This is a genomic window from Brevundimonas sp. UBA6550, assembly GCF_002434505.1.
In the GTDB taxonomy this organism is placed as follows: Bacteria; Pseudomonadota; Alphaproteobacteria; order Caulobacterales; family Caulobacteraceae; genus Brevundimonas.
The window spans coordinates 677,551-695,100 of sequence record NZ_DJKE01000012.1 but is presented as its reverse complement, the minus strand read 5'-3'; the positions used below and the strand labels follow the sequence as shown (position 1 = coordinate 695,100).

The 17,550-nt window shown below is 68.1% G+C and carries 16 protein-coding genes; 15 read left to right on the top strand and 1 reads right to left on the bottom strand.

What is annotated here, in order from left to right:
- The first annotated feature begins 3 nt into the window (after positions 1-3).
- The 9 genes from B3Z70_RS16690 to B3Z70_RS16650 all read left to right on the top strand — a co-directional run bounded on the left by B3Z70_RS16690 (position 4) and on the right by B3Z70_RS16650 (position 9,443).
- Positions 4-846, top strand: coding sequence for a transglutaminase family protein (locus B3Z70_RS16690; RefSeq protein WP_292019880.1), 843 nt, complete (start codon positions 4-6; stop codon positions 844-846).
- Positions 847-925: 79 nt separating this feature from the next.
- Positions 926-1,693 carry a peptidase gene (locus tag B3Z70_RS16685; protein WP_292019888.1) on the top strand — a complete coding sequence of 256 codons (768 nt, stop codon included), beginning with the start codon at positions 926-928 and terminating at the stop codon, positions 1,691-1,693.
- A 95-nt stretch (positions 1,694-1,788) separates the two neighbouring features.
- On the top strand, positions 1,789-4,110 hold the full coding sequence (locus B3Z70_RS16680) for a TonB-dependent receptor (protein WP_292019878.1): 2,322 nt from the start codon (positions 1,789-1,791) through the stop codon (positions 4,108-4,110).
- A gap of 79 nt (positions 4,111-4,189) precedes the next feature.
- Complete coding sequence (locus B3Z70_RS16675; RefSeq protein WP_292019876.1) at positions 4,190-4,876, top strand: Fe2+-dependent dioxygenase; 687 nt, start codon at positions 4,190-4,192, stop codon at positions 4,874-4,876.
- Positions 4,877-4,943: 67 nt separating this feature from the next.
- Positions 4,944-5,621 carry a PepSY-associated TM helix domain-containing protein gene (locus B3Z70_RS16670; protein ID WP_292019875.1) on the top strand — a complete coding sequence of 226 codons (678 nt, stop codon included), beginning with the start codon at positions 4,944-4,946 and terminating at the stop codon, positions 5,619-5,621.
- A gap of 11 nt (positions 5,622-5,632) precedes the next feature.
- Complete coding sequence (locus tag B3Z70_RS16665) at positions 5,633-6,145, top strand: DUF2271 domain-containing protein (protein WP_248118316.1); 513 nt, start codon at positions 5,633-5,635, stop codon at positions 6,143-6,145.
- 11 nt (positions 6,146-6,156) lie between these two features.
- Positions 6,157-6,957, top strand: coding sequence for a DUF4198 domain-containing protein (locus tag B3Z70_RS16660; RefSeq protein ID WP_292045925.1), 801 nt, complete (start codon positions 6,157-6,159; stop codon positions 6,955-6,957).
- A 9-nt stretch (positions 6,958-6,966) separates the two neighbouring features.
- Positions 6,967-8,076 carry an FAD:protein FMN transferase gene (locus B3Z70_RS16655; RefSeq protein WP_292024060.1) on the top strand — a complete coding sequence of 370 codons (1,110 nt, stop codon included), beginning with the start codon at positions 6,967-6,969 and terminating at the stop codon, positions 8,074-8,076.
- Positions 8,073-9,443, top strand: coding sequence for a sulfite reductase subunit alpha (locus tag B3Z70_RS16650; RefSeq protein WP_292024059.1), 1,371 nt, complete (start codon positions 8,073-8,075; stop codon positions 9,441-9,443). The genes B3Z70_RS16655 and B3Z70_RS16650 overlap by 4 nt, the downstream gene beginning before the upstream one ends.
- 54 nt (positions 9,444-9,497) lie before the next feature.
- Here the strand turns inward: B3Z70_RS16650 and B3Z70_RS16645 are convergent, their stop codons facing one another.
- The gene (locus B3Z70_RS16645) at positions 9,498-10,892 is read right to left on the bottom strand and encodes a UDP-N-acetylmuramate--L-alanine ligase (protein ID WP_292024057.1); all 1,395 of its coding nucleotides are present in this window, start codon (positions 10,890-10,892) and stop codon (positions 9,498-9,500) included.
- A 71-nt stretch (positions 10,893-10,963) separates the two neighbouring features.
- On the opposite strand from B3Z70_RS16645, the gene B3Z70_RS16640 reads away from it, so the two are divergent.
- From B3Z70_RS16640 to B3Z70_RS16615, 6 genes are all read left to right on the top strand, one after another.
- Positions 10,964-11,539 (top strand): isochorismatase family protein, encoded by a 576-nt coding sequence (locus B3Z70_RS16640; protein ID WP_292024053.1) that lies wholly within the window; start codon positions 10,964-10,966, stop codon positions 11,537-11,539.
- Complete coding sequence (locus B3Z70_RS16635; protein ID WP_292024051.1) at positions 11,536-12,369, top strand: LD-carboxypeptidase; 834 nt, start codon at positions 11,536-11,538, stop codon at positions 12,367-12,369. Before B3Z70_RS16640 ends, B3Z70_RS16635 begins: the two co-directional genes overlap by 4 nt.
- Before the next feature lie 264 nt (positions 12,370-12,633).
- Positions 12,634-14,493 (top strand): DNA primase, encoded by a 1,860-nt coding sequence (gene dnaG / locus B3Z70_RS16630; RefSeq protein ID WP_292024049.1) that lies wholly within the window; start codon positions 12,634-12,636, stop codon positions 14,491-14,493.
- A 74-nt stretch (positions 14,494-14,567) separates the two neighbouring features.
- Positions 14,568-16,511: an RNA polymerase sigma factor RpoD gene (rpoD, locus tag B3Z70_RS16625; protein WP_292024046.1), complete on the top strand. Its 1,944-nt coding sequence runs from the start codon at positions 14,568-14,570 to the stop codon at positions 16,509-16,511.
- Positions 16,512-16,563: 52 nt separating this feature from the next.
- Positions 16,564-16,743, top strand: a complete 180-nt coding sequence (locus tag B3Z70_RS16620) for a DUF2256 domain-containing protein (RefSeq protein WP_292024044.1) — start codon at positions 16,564-16,566, stop codon at positions 16,741-16,743.
- A 55-nt stretch (positions 16,744-16,798) separates the two neighbouring features.
- Positions 16,799-17,542: an extensin family protein gene (locus tag B3Z70_RS16615; RefSeq protein WP_292024042.1), complete on the top strand. Its 744-nt coding sequence runs from the start codon at positions 16,799-16,801 to the stop codon at positions 17,540-17,542.
- Positions 17,543-17,550: the final 8 nt, after the last annotated feature.

Sequence of the window (17,550 nt, the reverse complement as noted above, 5' to 3'; positions counted from 1 at the left end):
CTCATGCGGATTCGGATCGACCACGCCACCCGCTACGCCTACGCCCGCCCGGCGCGTTTCATCGTGCAGATGCTGCGGCTGACGCCCAAGTCGTGCGAGAGCCAGCAGGTGCGCGACTGGCGCATCGAGACCGACGTGGACGCCCGGCTGCGACGCAGCGAAGACGCCTTCGGCAACATCGTCCACAGCCTCTATACCGAGCGGCCGACCGACGCCCTGACGATCCGCGTCACGGGCGAGGTGGCGACCGTCAACACGGGCGGCGTGGTGAAGGGGCAGGCCGAACGGCTGTCGCCCAGCGTCTTTCTGCGCGAAACGCCGATGACCAAGCCGGATGCGGCCATCGACGACTTCGCCCGCTCGATCCCCGAAGGCGCGACGCTGGGGCGGATGCATGCCTTGATGGGCGCGCTGAAGCGGGATGTGGCGTTCGAGGTCGGCTCGACCTCGGCCAGCCACACCGCCGCAGAGGCCTTCACCCAGAAGCGCGGCGTCTGTCAGGATCACGCCCAGATCTTCATCGCGGCGGCGCGCCGGATGGGGGTTCCCGCCCGCTATGTCTCGGGCCACCTCAGCCGCCAGGACGGCAAGCACGATCAGGACGCCGCCCATGCCTGGGCCGAGGCCTGGGTCGAGAACCTGGGCTGGGTCGGGTTCGATCCGGCCAACGGCATCTGTCCGACCGAACACTATGTCCGCGTCGCCGTGGGCCTGGACGCGCGCGGGGCCACGCCGATCCGGGGAACCAGCTATGGCGGCGGTCAGGAGACGCTGACGGTCGCCCTGAATGTGCGGCCGGTGCAACAGAGCCAGCAACAACTGCAGTCGAGCGGATGGGCCCGATAGGCATGACGCGCGAATCTGTTAGCGTCGTGCGGTTCGCAACGCGGGGAGCGGATAGAGCGAAGTGACGTATTGCGTGGGTATGCTGGTGGACGAGGGGTTGGCGATGATCGCCGACACCCGCACCAATGCGGGCGTGGACAACATCTCGTCCTATCGCAAGCTGCACATCTATCAGTCGTCGGGCGAACGTATCCTGGCGGTGGCGACGGCGGGCAATCTGTCGGTCACGCAGACGGCGCTGGCCATGACGGCCGCCGGGGTCCGGCTGCCGGATTCCACCACGCCGGAGACACTTCAGACCGCCCCGACCCTTTTCCGCGCGGCGCAGATCCTGGGCCATGCGATGGCCAGCGTCCGCGCCAGCATAAACACCCCGCCGACGCCGACCGCCGACGGGTTGAACGTCAACGCCTCCATGCTGCTGGGCGGGCAGATCGCCGGCGGCAAGATGGGGCTGTATCTGATCTATGGTCAGGGCAATTTCATCGAATGCGGGCCAGACACCCCCTATCTGCAAATCGGGGAGTTGAAGTACGGCAAGCCCATCCTGGACCGCGCGCTGAACACCTCTACGCCGTTGTCGGAGGCGGTGAAGCTGGGGCTGATCTCGTTCGATTCGACCATCCGTTCCAACATCGCGGTCGGACCGCCCCTGGACCTGATCGTCATGCCCCGCGACCGACTGAGCGGAATGGCGCGGCGCATCGAGGCGGAAGACCCCTATTTCCGCGATCTGGGCCGGCAGTGGTCCGAAGCCATGGCCGCCGCGCATCGCGCCATACCCGATCCGACCTGGCTGGATCTGGACGCGGCGCCGGCCCCGAGGACGATGGCTGCTGTCGGCTGATTAAGATTGCGATTTGTTCGCAATTCGCTTGTGCGACATATTGAAGCTGGTTATTGCGACCGCATCGCAAAATCAGACCAAAAGATCGCAAGACAATGTCCGAATCCCGCGCCGCCTCTCTCCGTGCGCTCCTGTTCGCCTCCAGCGCCGCCGGAATGCTGGTCGCAGCCCCCGCTTTCGCCGCCGATGCCGCGGATGGCGTGATCGCCACGGCCGATCAGCAGCAGCCCGCCAATCTGGGGACCATCGACGTCAACGGCCAGGTCAGAAAGCCCGCGCCGGTCAGCCCCGAGTTCGTCGCGCCCCTGGTCGACACCCCGCGCGCGATCACCATCATTCCCCAGACCATCATCGAACAGACCTCGGCCTCGTCGCTGCAGGACCTGTTGTCCAACTCGCCGGGCATCACTTTCGGCGCGGGCGAGGGCGGCCAGCCGCTGGCCGACCGTCCATTCATTCGCGGCCAGTCGTCGGGCAACAACATCTTCGTGGACGGGCTGCGCGACACCGGCGGCCAGCAGCGCGAAGTCTTCAACCTGGAGCAGGTCGAGGTCATCAAGGGGCCGGACGCCGTCTATTCGGGGCGCGGCTCGGGCGGGGGCAGCATCAATCTGGCGTCCAAGTCGCCCAAGCTGAACGCCTTCAACAATATCTCGGCCGGCGTGGGCACGGACGGCTATCTGCGCGGAACCATCGACAGCAACCTGCCGCTGGGCGAAACCGCCGCCCTGCGCATCAATCTGATGGGCGCCCAGGGCGACGTGCCGGGCCGCGACGCCGTCGATTACGACAAATGGGGCCTTGGCCTCAGCCTGGGCGCCGGGCTCGGCACCCCGTCGTCGATGGTGTTCAGCTACTACCACCTGACCAGCGACCAGATGCCGGACTACGGCATCCCGCTGTTCACCAAGATCCAGAACCGCACGACGGACAGCGGCGTTCTGGACGTGCCTTACAGCAGCTTCTATGGCCTCAAGGCGCGCGACTACATGACCAATGAGGTGGATACCTTCACCTTCCAGGCCGAGCATCGCCTCAGCGACTTCGCCACGGTGCGCAACGTCAGCCGCTATTCCGAGACGCTGAACGACTACATCGTCACCAATCCCGGCGACGGAGGCTATGTCGGCCGTGCGGCGGATGGGACCTACTGGATGAAGCGCGGGACCAAGACCCGCTGGAATCCGGTCACCACCCTGGCCAATGTGACGGACGTCTATGGCCAGTTCGCCACCGGGGGCATCAAGCACAGCTACGACATCGGCGTGGAGCTGTCGCGTGAGCGCAACCGCAATGCGACCTATTCGACCTACACCACCTCGGGCGCGGCCTGCCCGACGGGTCTGACGGCCTTGTCGGGAACCTATCCCGTGGCGACCGGCGCGCTCGGCGCCGGCGACTGCACCCGCGTCTATGGGCCGACGCCGGACGACGCCTGGACCGGCGTGATCAATCGCGGCCCGACCAGCTCCAACACCACCGAGACCATCGGCGTCTACGCCAACGACAGCATCGCCCTGACCGAGCGCCTGCTGCTGAACCTGGGCGTTCGCTGGGATCAGTATTCGGTGAGCGGCGTCACGGCGGCGGCGACGCAATCCGCCGGCGTCTGGACCACCACGGGCTATACGGCCGTGCCCGAACGCACCTGGGAGTTCACCAACTATCAGGTCGGTCTGGTGTTCAAGCCGACCGAGAGCAGCAGCCTCTACGCCTCCTTCGCCACCTCTTCGACGCCGCCGACCCTGTCCGCTGGCGACCAGAACGCCGCAGGCGGCACGGGTTCGGGCAACCTGGCCAATGTGGTGCTGTCGCCGGAAGACACCGAAAGCTACGAGGTCGGCGCCAAGGCCAATGTCTTCGGCGACCACCTGGCCCTGTCGGCGGCGGCATTCCGCACCGTGCGCAAGAACGCGGCGATCCTGGTCGCGCCCAATGTCTATGAACAGGCGGGCGAGGTCGAGGTGAAGGGCGTCGAACTGGGCGTGTCGGGCAGCATCACGCCGGCCTGGACCGTGTTCGGCGGCTACACCTACATGGACTCCGAACTGGTGCGCGGCGCCTACACCAGCGTCAACATCGGCGATCCGCTGGCCAACACGCCCAAGAACAGCGCCAGCCTGTTCACCACCTATCGCCTGCTGCCCAGGCTGACGGTCGGGGGCGGGGTCTATTACACGTCCAAGTCCTTCGGCGGGAACCAGGGCGGGGCCGGCGGCGGGACCAACCGCGTCTATGCGCCGTCGTGGACGCGGGTGGACGCCTTTGCGACCTACGACCTGACCGACCGCGCGACGCTGCAGCTGAACGTCAAGAACGCCACGGACGAGGACTACATCATCCGCACCAACGGCGTTCACCACGCTGACGTGGCGGCGGGGCGCCAAGCCATCCTGGCGCTGAACCTGCGCTTCTAAAGACCGCCTCCCCCGGTCTATCCTGGCGGCCCCGTCCTTCCGGCGGGGCCGTCTTCTTTTTGCGAGAGCGAGGCCGCCCGTGCTGCTCCAGATTCCCGAAGTCTTCTCCAAGGCCGAAGTGAAGGCGCTGCGCGAGCGGCTGGACGCGGGCCCCTGGGCCGACGGCAACATGACCTCGGGCCACCAGTCCGCCACGGCCAAGCGCAACCAGCAACTGCCCGAGGATTCGGACGTGGCGAAAGAGGTCTCGGCCCTGATCGTCCAGGCGCTGAACGCCAATCCGATGTTCGTGGCGGCGGCTCTGCCGCACACGATCTTTCCGCCCCTGTTCAACCGCTACGAGGGCGGGGGCGAGTTCGGCGTGCACGTCGACAACGCCATCCGCCAGGCGCGGGGCGGCGGTGCGATGCGCATCCGCAGCGACCTGTCGGCGACCCTGTTCCTGTCCGAGCCCGAGGATTACGACGGCGGCGAATTGATCATCGAGGAGATGTACGGCTCGCAGTCGATCAAGCTGCCGGCCGGCGATCTGGTGCTCTATCCGTCCAAGAGCCTGCACCGGGTCATGCCGGTGACGCGAGGCGCCCGGGTGTCGTCCTTCATGTGGATGCAGAGCCTGATCCGCGACGACGGCGACCGCGAGATGCTGTTCCGCCTGGACGTGGCGATCCAGCGCGTCGGCCTGGAGAAGGGCCCCAAGGATCAGGCGGTGATCGAACTGACCGGCGTCTATCACAATCTGCTGCGGCGCTGGGCCGAGGTGTGACGGTCGTTGCGTCGCGGGGACGCTGAACGCTATTGCAACCCGTTCGCAACAATGGCACAGCGAGCGCGTGACCGAACTCGCCGCACAGCGTCAGGCCGAACCCGAAGCCAAGGGCCCCAAGCCCAAGGCGGCGCTGAACGGCGCGCGGTCGTTCTGGCTGAAACAACTTCATAGCTGGCACTGGATTTCGGCGGCGGTCAGCCTGGTGGGCATGATCCTGTTCGCCGTCACCGGCATCACCTTGAACCACGCGGCCGCCATCCCCGGAACGCCGGTGACGGTCGAACAGACCGCGACCCTGCCGGCCCCGCTGGTGCAACGTCTGGCCACCTTCCCCGAAGAAACGACCCAGCCGGTGCCCGACGCCGTGGCGCGCTGGGCGTCTGAGGCGTTGAAGGTCGAGATCGCCGGCAAGCCGACCGAGACGACGCCGGAAGAGGTCTATGTCGCCCTGGCCATTCCCGGCGGCGACGGATGGGTCACCATCGACCGTGCGACGGGCGAAACGCTGCACGAGAAGACCACGCGCGGCTGGATCGCCTACCTCAACGACCTGCACAAGGGCCGCAACGCCGGCGTGGTCTGGTTCTGGTTCATCGACGTGTTCGCGGCGGCCTGCGTCATCTTCGCGGTCACGGGCCTGGGCCTGATGGTCCTGCACGCCAAGGGCCGACCCTCCACCTGGCCGCTGGCGGCGTTGGGCCTGCTGATCCCCGTCGTCATCGCCCTGATCTTCATTCACTGACGAGTATTCCGATGCGCCTTCTCCCCGTCGTCATCACCACCGTCGGCCTCGCCGCAGCGGCCGCGCCGGCCATGGCCGCCGACCTGACGGTCTCGGTCGAAATCCCCCGGCTGAACACCGCCTCCTATCACCGTCCCTATGTGGCCGTGTGGATCGAGAAGCCGGATCAGTCGGCGGAGCGGACCCTGGCCGTCTGGTATCAGCAGACCCGCAACAACGAGGGCGACGGCAAGGACTGGCTGAAGGATCTGCGCACCTGGTGGCGCAAGGGCGGTCGGGCCATGAGCCTGCCGGCCGACGGCGTGTCGGGCGCCACGCGCGCGCCGGGTCGTCAGACCGTCACCGTGCCGGGCGCGCGCCTGGCCGGCCTGCAGCCGGGCCAATACAACATCGTCGTCGAGGCGGCCCGCGAACTGGGCGGCCGCGAGGTCGTGCGCGTGCCCTTCCGCTGGGGCGCGGCGAACACCGGCGCCGGAACCGGCTCCACCGAACTGGGCGCCGTGCGCGTCGCCGTCTCTCGCTGAGGATCATGACCATGAAGAAGACGATCGCCCTTCTGACGCTCGCCGCCGCCCTGGCCGCGCCGATGGCGGCCCAGGCTCACCGCGCCTGGATGGCGCCGACCGCCACCACCCTGTCGGGAACCGACGCCTGGGTCGGCTTCGACGCCGGCATGTCCAACAAGGTGTTCGATCCCGACCACGCCGCCATGCGGATGACCGGCCTGACCATCACGGCGCCGGACGGCTCGGCGGTTCAGCCCGAACACGCCATGCAGGGTCAGTATCGCTCCACCTTCGACGCCCATCTGACGCAGAACGGCACCTATAAGATCGCCAACGTCATGAGCGGCGTGATGGCCAGCTACAAGCTGAACGGCGAGCAGAAGCGCTGGCGCGGGACCGCCGCCGAATATCCCGCCGCCCTGCCGGCGGGCGCGACCGACGTCCAGGCGACCCGCACCACCAGCCGGATCGAGACCTTCGTCACCCTGAACAACCCCACCGACACCGTCTTCAAGACGACCGGCGAGGGGCTGGAGCTGGTTCCCGTCACCCACCCCAACGACCTGGTCGCGGGCGAGCCGGCCACGTTCAAACTGCTGAACAACGGCCAGCCGGCGTCGGGCCTGGAGGTCACCGTGGCGCGCGGGGCGATCCGTTATCGCGACAATCCCGAGGAATCGACGGTGACGACCGGCGCCGACGGCGCCTTCACCATCACTTGGCCGGCGGCCGGCATGTACTGGCTGAACGCCTCGGTCCGCACCGAGGGGCAGGGCCAGACCCTCGGGTCCAGCGCCAGCTATGTGGCGTCGGTGGAAGTCCTGCCCTAAGCGAGCGGGATGTCCGACACGCCCTTCTCGCGCGGCTCGCGCGCCGCTCCCTCCGCCGTCGCCATCGGCGACCCCGGTCCGCTCTCGGATCGGGCCGACAACCGCGTTCTGGTGCCCCTGATCGAGGGCGCGCCGCCGCGTCCGCCCAGCAATCTGATCCGTTCGCTGGACGGCCAGACCATGGGCACGACCTGGAGCGCGCGCGTCATCGCCCCGCCCGGCGTCGGCGCAGCGGCCGTTCGCGAGGCGATCGAGCAGGAGCTGGCGGCCGTCGTCGGCCTGTTCAGCCCGTGGGAGCCGTCCAGCGAAATCAGCCGCTTCAACACCGCGCCGGCCGGCTTCTGGGCGGTGTCCCAGCCGTTCTGGGACCTGCTGGATGCGGCCATGACCCTGGGCGACGAGACGAACGGGGCTGTCGATCCGACCCTGGGCGCCCTGGTCGATCTGTGGGGGTTCGGCCCGCCCGGACCGCGTTCGGCCCTGTTGCCCGTTCCGTCCGAGGACGAGGTCGCGGCGGCCATGGCCGTGTCCGGCTGGCAAAAGCTGCGGCTGAATCCCGACGCGCGCGGCGTGATGCAGAGGGGCGGTATGAAGCTGGACTTCTCCGGCATCGCCAAGGGCCATGCGGTGGACCGGGTGTCGGACCGGCTGACGGCCATGGGCGCGACCTCGCACCTGATCGAGATCGGCGGCGAGCTGAAGGGGCGCGGCGTCAAGCCGGACGCCCAGCCCTGGTGGGTCGAGATCGAGCGCGTCCAGGACAGCCCCGCGCCGCGCACGGTGGCGGCCCTGTTCGACCTGGCGGTGGCGACCAGCGGGGATTATCGCCGGGCCTTCGTCCATGACGGGCGGCTGTATCCCCATACCCTGGACGGCTCGACCGGCCGTCCGGTCAACAGCAACCTGACCTCCGTCACCGTGCTGCATGCCTCGGCCATGATGGCGGACGCCTACGCCACGGCGCTGACGGTCATGGGGCCGTTCGACGGGCCGGACTACGCCGAGGCGGCAGGTCTGGCCGCCCACTTCGTCGAGCGCACAGAGCGCGGGCCGGTCGAGCGGATGACACCGGCCTTCGCCGCCATGATGGACGATCCCGACGGAGACCGGCCGGGGTGACAGCCGATCCGCAGCGCTGGCTGTGGGCGGTCGGGGCGGTTGTGCTTTGGCTGGCCCTGATCGCCGTGACGGTCTGGCGCGAACGGCGCGCGGCGGCCCTGGCCCGCGCCCGTTCCGACGTCATGGCTGCGGCCGGATCGGGGCAGGGACGGCCGATCCTGGTCGCCTTCGCCAGCCAGACGGGCTTCGCCGAGGAACTGGCTTGGATGACCGCGCGGGCGTTGGGCGACGGCGGCGTGGGCGCGCGGGTGTTCTCCTTCGCCGACCTGGATACTGAGACGCTGAAGACGGCGGACCGGGCCTTGCTGATCGTCTCCACGACGGGCGAGGGCGATCCGCCCGACGCCGCCGCCCGTTTCGTCAGGAAGACGATGACGGCCGGGGCCGACCTGGCCTCCCTGCGGTTCGGCGTCCTGGCCCTGGGCGACCGCAGCTATGACCAGTTCTGCGGCTTCGGCCATGCGGTCGACGGCTGGCTGCGGCGCGCGGGCGCCGAACCCCTGTTCGACATGGTCGAGGTCGATGACGGCGAGGCCGGCGCCATCCGCCACTGGCAGCATCAGTTGAACCAGATCACCGGCAGCGTGACGGCCCCCGACTGGACCCCGCCGGCCTACGACCCCTGGCGGCTGGTCGAACGGACGCTGGTCAATCCCGGCAGTCCGGGCCGCGAGGCCTGGCATCTGGCGTTCGAGACCGTGGGCGCGACGCCCGCCTGGTCGGCCGGCGACATCGCCGAGGTCGGCCTGCCGGAGCGGGACGGCGCCACGCCCGGCTCGCGCGAATATTCCATCGCCTCCCTGCCGTCGGACGGCCGGGTCGAGTTTCTGATCCGCCTGATGCGCCATCCCGACGGGACGCCCGGCCTGGCCTCGGGCTGGCTGACGCAAGGATTGGCGCTTGGCGGAGAGATCGGGATGCGGTTGCGCGCCAACCGCAGCTTCCACGGCCCGGCGGACGCGACGCCGATGATCCTGATCGGCAACGGCACCGGCATCGCGGGCCTGCGGGCGCATCTGAAGGCGCGGACGGCGGCGGGCGGGGCCTGGCTGCTGTTCGGGGAACGGACGCAGGCGCACGACGCCTTTTTCGATGCGGAGCTTCGGGGGTGGCTGGCGTCGGGCGTGCTGAAGCGGCTGGACCGGGGCTTCTCGCGCGACGCCGGCGACGGCCGCTATGTGCAGGATCTGGTCGCAGCGGCGGCCGACGACTTGCGCGATTGGGTCGCGCGCGGGGCGGCGATCTATGTCTGCGGTAGTCTGGAAGGGATGTCGCAAGGCGTCCATGCAGCGCTGGAACAGGCGCTCGGCGCGGAGGTGGTGCTGACGATGCTGGAAGACGGACGCTATCGGCGCGACGTGTACTGAAGCGTCCAACCGTCCGTCATCCTCGCCACAAGGGCGAGGACGACGAGCCAAGGCTTAGCCAAGCCGCGCCAGCAGTTCCGCCGCGAAGGTGGACAGGGTGTCGTCGCGGGCGCCCATGACGATGATGCGGTCGCCGGGCTTTGCGATTTCCACGATCCGGTCGCCGCAGTCCGCGCGCGTCGGCAGGGCCTCGGCCTGACGGCCGGCGGCGCGGACGCCGGAGGCGATGTCCTCGGAGCCCACGCTGCGGTCGGTGGTGCCGCCGTAATAGACCGGCTCGGGCATCAGCAGCACATCGTCGGGGCGCATAAGGCCCACGAAGCCGTCGATGAACTCGGTCTTCATCAGCTTCAGCGGGCCAAAGCCGTGCGGTTGGAACAGGATCAGCAGCCGGCCGTCGAAGGCGTGAAGCGTCTTCAGCGTGGCGGCGATCTTGTCCGGGTTATGGGCGAAGTCGTCGATGACGGTGATCTCGTTCGCTGTGCCGACCACCTCCATGCGGCGGCGGATGCCGGCGAAGGTCTCCAACGCCTTGACCGCCTCGCCCACCGGCACGCCCAGCGCCTTGACCGCACCCAGCGCCGCCAGGGCATTGGCGACATTGTGGGCGCCGGGCACGTTCAGGACCACGTCGTGTTCGCTCCAGCCCTCGATCAGGCGAAACTTCATTCCCGTCGGCAGGGGGTGCAGGTCGTGAGCGGACAGGTCGGCCTTTTCCTCGCCCAGGCCGAAGGTGATCGCCTTGCCGGGCGCCAGCGTCTGGGCCAGGGCCGCCGTCTCCGGGTTGTCCAGGTTCAGCACCGCCGTCGTCGCCCGCGCGGTGAAGCCGCCGAACAGGTCGCGAAGCTCCTCCATCGACTTGTGGTCCAGCGAGATGTTGGAGACCACGGCGACGGTCGGGTCATAGCGGGCGATGGAGCCGTCGCTTTCGTCCACCTCGGCCACGAACAGGTCATGCCCGCCGATCAGGGCGCTGGCGAACGGATGGTCGGCGTCGGCGAAGTTCTTCATCACCGCCCCGTTGACGACGGTGGGGGCGCGCCCGGTCTGATGCAGAATCCAGGCGATCATGCCGGTGATGGTGGACTTGCCGCTGGTGCCGGCGACGCCGACCGAGGTCGGGGCCGCGTTGAACAGTTCGCTCAGCAGTTCGGGCCGGGTCTTGATGGCGGCGCCCGCGCGACGGGCCGCGCCGATGTCGGGCACCGTCTCCTCGATGGCGCCGGTGGCGATCACGGTCTGATCCGCGCGGGTCACGCCCGATCCGTCCTGAGGATGCAGGGTCACGCCGTGGGCGCGCAGCCAGTCGAACTTCTCGGGCGTGCGGCCCTGATCCAAGGCGCGGTCGGAGCCTTCGATGGCGTTGCCGCGCGCCTGGACGATCATGGCCAGGGGCAGCATCCCCGATCCGCCGATGCCGCAGAAGAAGTAGGAGGCGCTGTCGGTCATGGTGCGTTAGGAAGACCCGTCGCGCCCGACGGCGGCGCGCAGTGATGCAGATGATTCCGTCAGGAGACGTCGTGGCCCTCGAACTCGATCCCCGCAAGACCGCATTGGTGATGATCGACCTGCAGAAGGGGATTCTGTCGACCCCGCGCCTGCCGCATGACGTCGAGACGGTGGTCGAACGCAATGTGGCCCTGGCCAAGGCCGTGCAGGCCGCCGGCGGACGGGTCGTCGCGGTGCGTGTGGATTTCGGCGCCGGAGGCGAACTGGCGCCCAGGGGGGCGACCGACGCGCCGGCCCTCGGCGATCTGCCCGCCGACTTCGCGGACCTGCGACCCGAGATTCTGGCGCTCGGCCCCGATCTGGTCGTCACCAAGCGCCAGTGGGGCGCCTTTTTCGGCACGGACCTGGATCCCGGCCTGCGCCGATTGGGGATCGAGACGGTGCTGGTCGCGGGCGTGGCGACCAATATGGGGGTTGAATCCACCGTCCGCGAAGGCTGGTCCCTGGGCTACGGCATGGTGGTGGTCGAGGACGCCTGCAGCAGCTTTTCATCCGAGGCGCATGATTTCGCGACCACCCAGATCCTGCCGCGCATCGCCCGCGTCCGCTCGACCGCGCAGACGCTGAACGCCCTGGGGGCGTCGTGAAGAACGATTTCAAGATCGGCGTCGTCTGCGCCAGTTCGCGCTTTTCTCGCGAGCGCGCCGACCGGATCGAGGCCTGGATGGCCGAGCACCGTCCCGACCGCGACGTCTCGGTGGTGTTTCACCCCGCCTGTTTCCTGAAGCACGGTCATTTCGCCGGCGACGACCGGGCGCGGACCGAGGCCTTTGTGGCGTTCGCCAACGATCCGCGCATCGACGCCATCTGGTTCGCGCGCGGCGGATACGGATCGTGCCGCATCGCCGAGGCGGTGATCCCACGCCTGGACGCCACGGCCCGCAAGAAGCGCTACATGGGCTATTCCGACGCGGGCAGCCTGCTGGCGGGAATGTACAAGGCCGGGTTTCAGCATCTGGCGCACGGGCCGATGGCGTCCGACGCGGTTCGCCATGACGAGACGGCGCGCGGGGCCCTGTCGTGGCTGACCACGGGCCGCACCGACTGGATCGAGCCGTCGCTGGCCGCCGATCCGCGCCCGGCCGTCGCCTTCAACCTGACCATCCTGAACGAACTGACCGGCACGGCGCTGGAGCCTGATCTGTCCGACCACGTCCTGATGCTGGAGGAGGTGTCCGAGGCCGCCTATCGGATCGACCGGATGATGTTTCACTTAACGGGCCAGACGTCGATCCGTCGTGTGGCCGGAATTCGCCTGGGACGTGTTTCGGATGTCACGCCAAACGATCCCGATTTTGGTCAGACACCGGAAGAAATCGTTCGCTACTGGTGCCTGAGGTCGGGCATCCCTTTCCTGGGAACCGCCGATATCGGGCACGACGGCGCCAACAAGGTCGTGCCGTTCGGCCGCCGGTGACGAAAATCGGTCGCGGCGAAAAGGACACAGTCTCGCCTTGATCCGCAGCGTCGCCATGGCCGCCCTCTCGACAGAGCGCCGGTCCTTCAGTCAGATGCGAGTCCGCGAGGCGTTAGGACTTCGTTAGCCATAGGCGTTGGGGGACGCTGCGGTTGACGCCTTCAGCGATGCGGCGGTTCGTTCGGATATCGGGGGATGCCTGGACGAGCCGCCTGATCGCCCCCGATATCGACGCAGAGGTCCACAGGCCCTAAGGATCGCCGGGTGCGTTTCGACGAAAGATTCATCGATGAACTGAAGGCCCGCCTTCGGCCGTCCGACGTCATCGGGCGGACGGTGAAGCTGAAACGTCAGGGCCGGGAATACGTCGGCCTGTCGCCCTTCTCCAAGGAGAAGTCGCCGTCCTTCTTCGTCAATGACGACAAGGGGTTCTTCCACGACTTCTCGTCCGGCAAGCACGGCGACATCATCAGTTTCCTGCAGGAGACGGAGCGGCTGAGCTTCGTCGAGGCGGTGCAGCGGCTGGCGGGCGAGGCGGGGATGCAGCTTCCCGCCGAAGACCCCAAGGAGGCCGAGCGCGAGCAGAAGCGGGCGGGCCTGTCGGACTGGATGGATCTGGCCCAGAAATGGTTCGCCGCCAACCTGCGCCGCACGCCGGGCAAGGCGGCGAGGGAATATCTGGAAAAGCGCGGCCTGCCGGAAGATCAGTGGGAGCGGTTCGGTCTGGGCTATGCGCCCAATGACCGCGAGGGGCTGAAACAGGCGCTGGTCCAACGCGGCGCGCGGCCGGCCGATCTGGTCGAGGCCGGCCTGCTGATCTCGCCCGAAAGCGGCGGCCAGCCCTATGACCGCTTCCGCGACCGGCTGATGTTCCCCATCCTGGATGCGCGCGGGCGGATCGTCAGCTTCGGCGGTCGGGCCATGAACCCCGACGACCGGGCCAAATATCTGAACGGCCCGGAAAGCCCGCTGTTTCACAAGGGGGCGACCCTCTACGGCCTGCCGGAAGCACGGCGGATCCTTGGGGCGGAATCCAAGAACGACCAGGCCATCATCGTGGTCGAGGGCTATATGGACGTCATCGCCTGCCAGCGCGCGGGCCTGCCGGCCGTGGCGCCGATGGGCACGGCACTGACCGAAGAGCAGATGGAGCGGCTGTGGCGGGTGTCGTCAGAGCCGGTGCTGTGCTTCGACGGCGATGCGGCGGGACTGCGCGCCGCCTATCGCGCCATCGAACGGTCGCTGCCGCTGCTGAAGGCGGGGCGGTCGTTCCGGTTTTCGCTCCTCAGCGGCGGGCAGGACCCGGACGACATCCTGCGCGACAAGGGCGCGCCGGCGCTGCGGCAAGCCTTGGCGGACACCCATGGCTTCGCCGAGGTTCTGTTCCGCCGCGAGCAGGACGCGGAGCCGCTGGACACGCCCGAGCGGAAGGCCGGCTTCAAGGCGCGTCTTCGCAACACCGCCTCGGCCATTCAGGACAAGGATCTGGCCGAACAGTATCGCCGCGATCTGTTCGACCGCTTCGACGCCCTGTTTCCCCGCAGCCCCCAGCGCGCGCCCTGGACGCCGGGGCAGGGCAGGCGGGGTTTCGGCCCGCCGCCGAAACTGGGTCAGACGGCGGAAGGCGCGCAGGCGATGCAGTCGCTGTTTCGGGCCATCGAGCCCGTGCCCGCCGCCCTGGCGCACGGCGCCATCGACGATCCCGAGCGGATGGACGACCATCTGGAGGAGATTTCGGCCCACGGTTTCGGCGACAAGGGTCTGGACGGCCTGGCGCAGGAGCTGGTTCGCCTGCGTCTGTCGGGACGATCCCTTGACTCCGCCGCCCTGCGACGCCATCTGGCGCAATCGGGTCATGATGCCTTAGTGCGCGAGGTCGAGAAGGCGGCGGCGAAGTCCGGCGCGCCATTCCTGGCCGCAAATGCGCCCCTCGCCGAGGCAAGGGTCCGATGGTCGCAGGCGTTCGACGCTTCGACGCGGGTCGCCGCGTTGGAGGACGCCTTGTCCCAGGCGCGTGGCGTGCCTGGGCAGGATGAGGCGTTCCGCCGGCTGAAGGCCGAGCGGGATGCGCTTCGCCGTGCGATCAAAGCCGGGACGATTTGGGAAGACAGCGCGGGCGCGTAACCTTACGCCTCGCCAGGCATTGTATTTTTCGCCGGGGCGGATTGATCACCCCTCCGGCTGGAGACAGACTGACTATGAACGCACAGACCGAGACGCAGGACGCCGAGGTTTCGACCGACGGGCCCCTGCTCGATCTGACCGACGCCGGCGTCAAGAAGTTCATCAAACAGGCCAAGGCGCGCGGCTATGTGACGATGGAGGAACTGAACAAGGTCCTGCCGTCCGAAGAGGTCACCCCCGACGCCATCGAAGACACCCTGGCCATGCTGTCGGAAATGGGCGTCAACGTGGTCGAGGCCGAAGAGGACGCGCAGGAGCAGCAGTCCACCGACGTCGCCGCCGCCGCCTCCACCGGCGTCGCCGAAACCCCGGCCAAGGCCGCCTATGACCGCACCGACGACCCCGTGCGGATGTATCTGCGCGAAATGGGTTCGGTCGAACTGCTGAGCCGCGAGGGCGAAATCGCCATCGCCAAGCGGATCGAGGCCGGGCGCGACGCCATGATCTCGGGCCTGTGCGAAAGCGCCCTGACGTTCGAGGCCATCATGGTGTGGCGCGACGAGCTGGAGAACAACCGCATCCTGTTGCGCGAGGTCATCGACCTGGACGCGACCTATGGCGTGCTGAACCCGTCTTCCGTCCCCGGCGCCGAGCAGCCCGAGGGCGAGGAAGACGAGGCCGAGGAAAAACCGGCGGCGGAAGAGAAGCCTGAATCCGACGACGAGGACGACGACGACTTCGACGACGGCGGCGGCATGTCGATCTCGGCGCTGGAAGCCGAGCTGCGCGACGGGGTGATGGAGGTCCTGAACCTGATCGCCGCCGACTTCGGCGCCTTCCGGGGGCTTCAGGACAAGCTGGTCCAGGCGCGTCTGAAGGGCGAGACGCTGAGCGCCAAGGACGAGAAGGCCTATCAGGCGCTGACGCTGTCCATATCGGACCGTCTGAAGACGATGAAGCTGAACAACAACCGCATCGAGGCGCTGGTCGAGCAGCTCTATGCGATCAACAAGCGCCTGATCGGTCTGGAAGGCCGGCTGCTGCGCCTGGCGGACAGCTACGGCATCTCGCGTCCCGAGTTCCTGAAAGCCTATTTCGGGGCCGAGCTGGACCCGACCTGGACCGAGCGGATCAAGGAACAGGGCGTGCGCTGGACCAAGTTCAGCGACAACGAAGCCAGCCAGATCGCGACCATCCGTTCGGACGTCGCCGCGGTGGCCCTGGAAGCGGGCCTGCCGATCGACGACTACCGCCGCATCGTCCAGACGGTGCAGAAGGGCGAGCGCGAAGCCCGCCAGGCCAAGAAGGAGATGGTCGAAGCCAATCTGCGCCTGGTGATCTCCATCGCCAAGAAATACACCAACCGCGGCCTGCAGTTCCTGGACCTGATCCAGGAGGGCAACATCGGCCTGATGAAGGCGGTCGACAAGTTCGAGTATCGTCGCGGCTACAAGTTCTCGACCTACGCCACCTGGTGGATAAGGCAGGCGATCACCCGCTCCATCGCCGACCAGGCGCGCACCATCCGCATCCCGGTGCACATGATCGAGACGATCAACAAGATCGTCCGCACCAGCCGCCAGATGCTGCACGAGATCGGCCGCGAACCGACCCCGGAAGAACTGGCGGAAAAGCTGGCCATGCCGCTGGAGAAGGTGCGCAAGGTCCTGAAGATCGCCAAGGAGCCGATCTCGCTCGAAACCCCCATCGGGGACGAGGAAGACAGCCACCTGGGCGACTTCATCGAAGACAAGAACGCCGTCCTGCCCATCGACGCCGCCATCCAGTCGAACCTGCGCGAAACCACCACCCGCGTTCTGGCCTCGCTGACGCCGCGCGAGGAGCGCGTCCTGCGGATGCGTTTCGGCATCGGCATGAACACCGACCACACGCTGGAAGAGGTCGGCCAGCAGTTCTCGGTGACCCGCGAACGCATCCGTCAGATCGAGGCCAAGGCGCTGCGCAAGCTGAAACACCCCAGCCGGTCCCGCAAACTGCGGTCCTTCTTGGACAGCTGATACGATCAGGGGCGGCTCCGACGGGGCCGCCCTTTTTCGTTGAGCGAGCGACATGGGTCGAAAGCACGTCAATCTGGGCACGGCGCCGGCCAAGGCCGATATGCCGACCAAAGTCTGCGCCGCCTGCGGCCTGCCGTTCGCGTGGCGCAGGAAGTGGGTGCGGGACTGGGAGCAGGTGCGCTTCTGCTCTGATCGGTGCCGGGCCAAGGGTGGGTCGGAAGACCGCCGATAGGCGGCTCTCCGCGTCGTGACCACGGGCGGGGCGGGAATCAGATAGCGTCGCGACCATGCTCTCACCGTCACGCCTGTCGACCCTTCTGATCGCCCTCGGCGTCGTGCTGATCCTGAGCGGCTGCGTGCGGCGGCCGCCCGAGCCGTTGCGGCCGTCTTTGCCCTATCCGTCGCGGACGGAGGCGCCGCTGGTCGGCGGGCTGGTGGACCGACCCATCGACGGCGGCACCCAGGCGCTGGTGGTGCGCGAGGGGCGCGACCTGGGCCGGTGTCTGGCCGAGCTGAACGCCGCGCGGGTGCGGTTCAGCCCCGTGCCGGATCGACAGAACACCGCGACCTGCGGCCTGAGCCAGGGCGGGGTGCTGGGCGCCGACCTGGGGACGGTGGCGCGCATGACGCCGGGCGATGTGGAGATGACGTGCCAGACGGCGCTGGCGCTGAGCATCTGGCGGCGACAGTCGCTGGAGCCGGCGGCGCGGGAGATCCTGGGATCGGACGTGGTGCAGATCGACCATATGGGGGCCTATGCCTGTCGCAATGTGAACAACGGCGTGGGGTCGAACCGCATAAGCGCCCATGCCCAGGCGGCGGCGCTGGACTTCGCCGGGGTGCGGCTGAGGGATGGGCGGCGCATCACCGTGACCAGGGACTGGAACGGCGACACGCCCGAGGCCCGCTTCCTGAAGCGCATCCGCGACGACGCCTGCCGCATCTTCGGCACGACCCTGAGCCCCGACTACAACGCCGTCCATCACGACCACCTGCACCTGGAGGCGACCGACACGCGCTTCTGTCGCTGAGGCAACGC

Coding starts and splice junctions, on each gene's coding strand:
- B3Z70_RS16690 (WP_292019880.1), top strand. CDS start 4: ATGCGGATTCGGATCGACCACGCCACCCGCTACGCCTACGCCCGCCCG.
- B3Z70_RS16685 (WP_292019888.1), top strand. CDS start 926: ATGCTGGTGGACGAGGGGTTGGCGATGATCGCCGACACCCGCACCAAT.
- B3Z70_RS16680 (WP_292019878.1), top strand. CDS start 1,789: ATGTCCGAATCCCGCGCCGCCTCTCTCCGTGCGCTCCTGTTCGCCTCC.
- B3Z70_RS16665 (WP_248118316.1), top strand. CDS start 5,633: ATGCGCCTTCTCCCCGTCGTCATCACCACCGTCGGCCTCGCCGCAGCG.
- B3Z70_RS16660 (WP_292045925.1), top strand. CDS start 6,157: ATGAAGAAGACGATCGCCCTTCTGACGCTCGCCGCCGCCCTGGCCGCG.
- B3Z70_RS16655 (WP_292024060.1), top strand. CDS start 6,967: ATGTCCGACACGCCCTTCTCGCGCGGCTCGCGCGCCGCTCCCTCCGCC.
- B3Z70_RS16645 (WP_292024057.1), bottom strand. CDS start 10,892: ATGACCGACAGCGCCTCCTACTTCTTCTGCGGCATCGGCGGATCGGGG.
- rpoD (WP_292024046.1), top strand. CDS start 14,568: ATGAACGCACAGACCGAGACGCAGGACGCCGAGGTTTCGACCGACGGG.
- B3Z70_RS16620 (WP_292024044.1), top strand. CDS start 16,564: ATGGGTCGAAAGCACGTCAATCTGGGCACGGCGCCGGCCAAGGCCGAT.
- B3Z70_RS16615 (WP_292024042.1), top strand. CDS start 16,799: ATGCTCTCACCGTCACGCCTGTCGACCCTTCTGATCGCCCTCGGCGTC.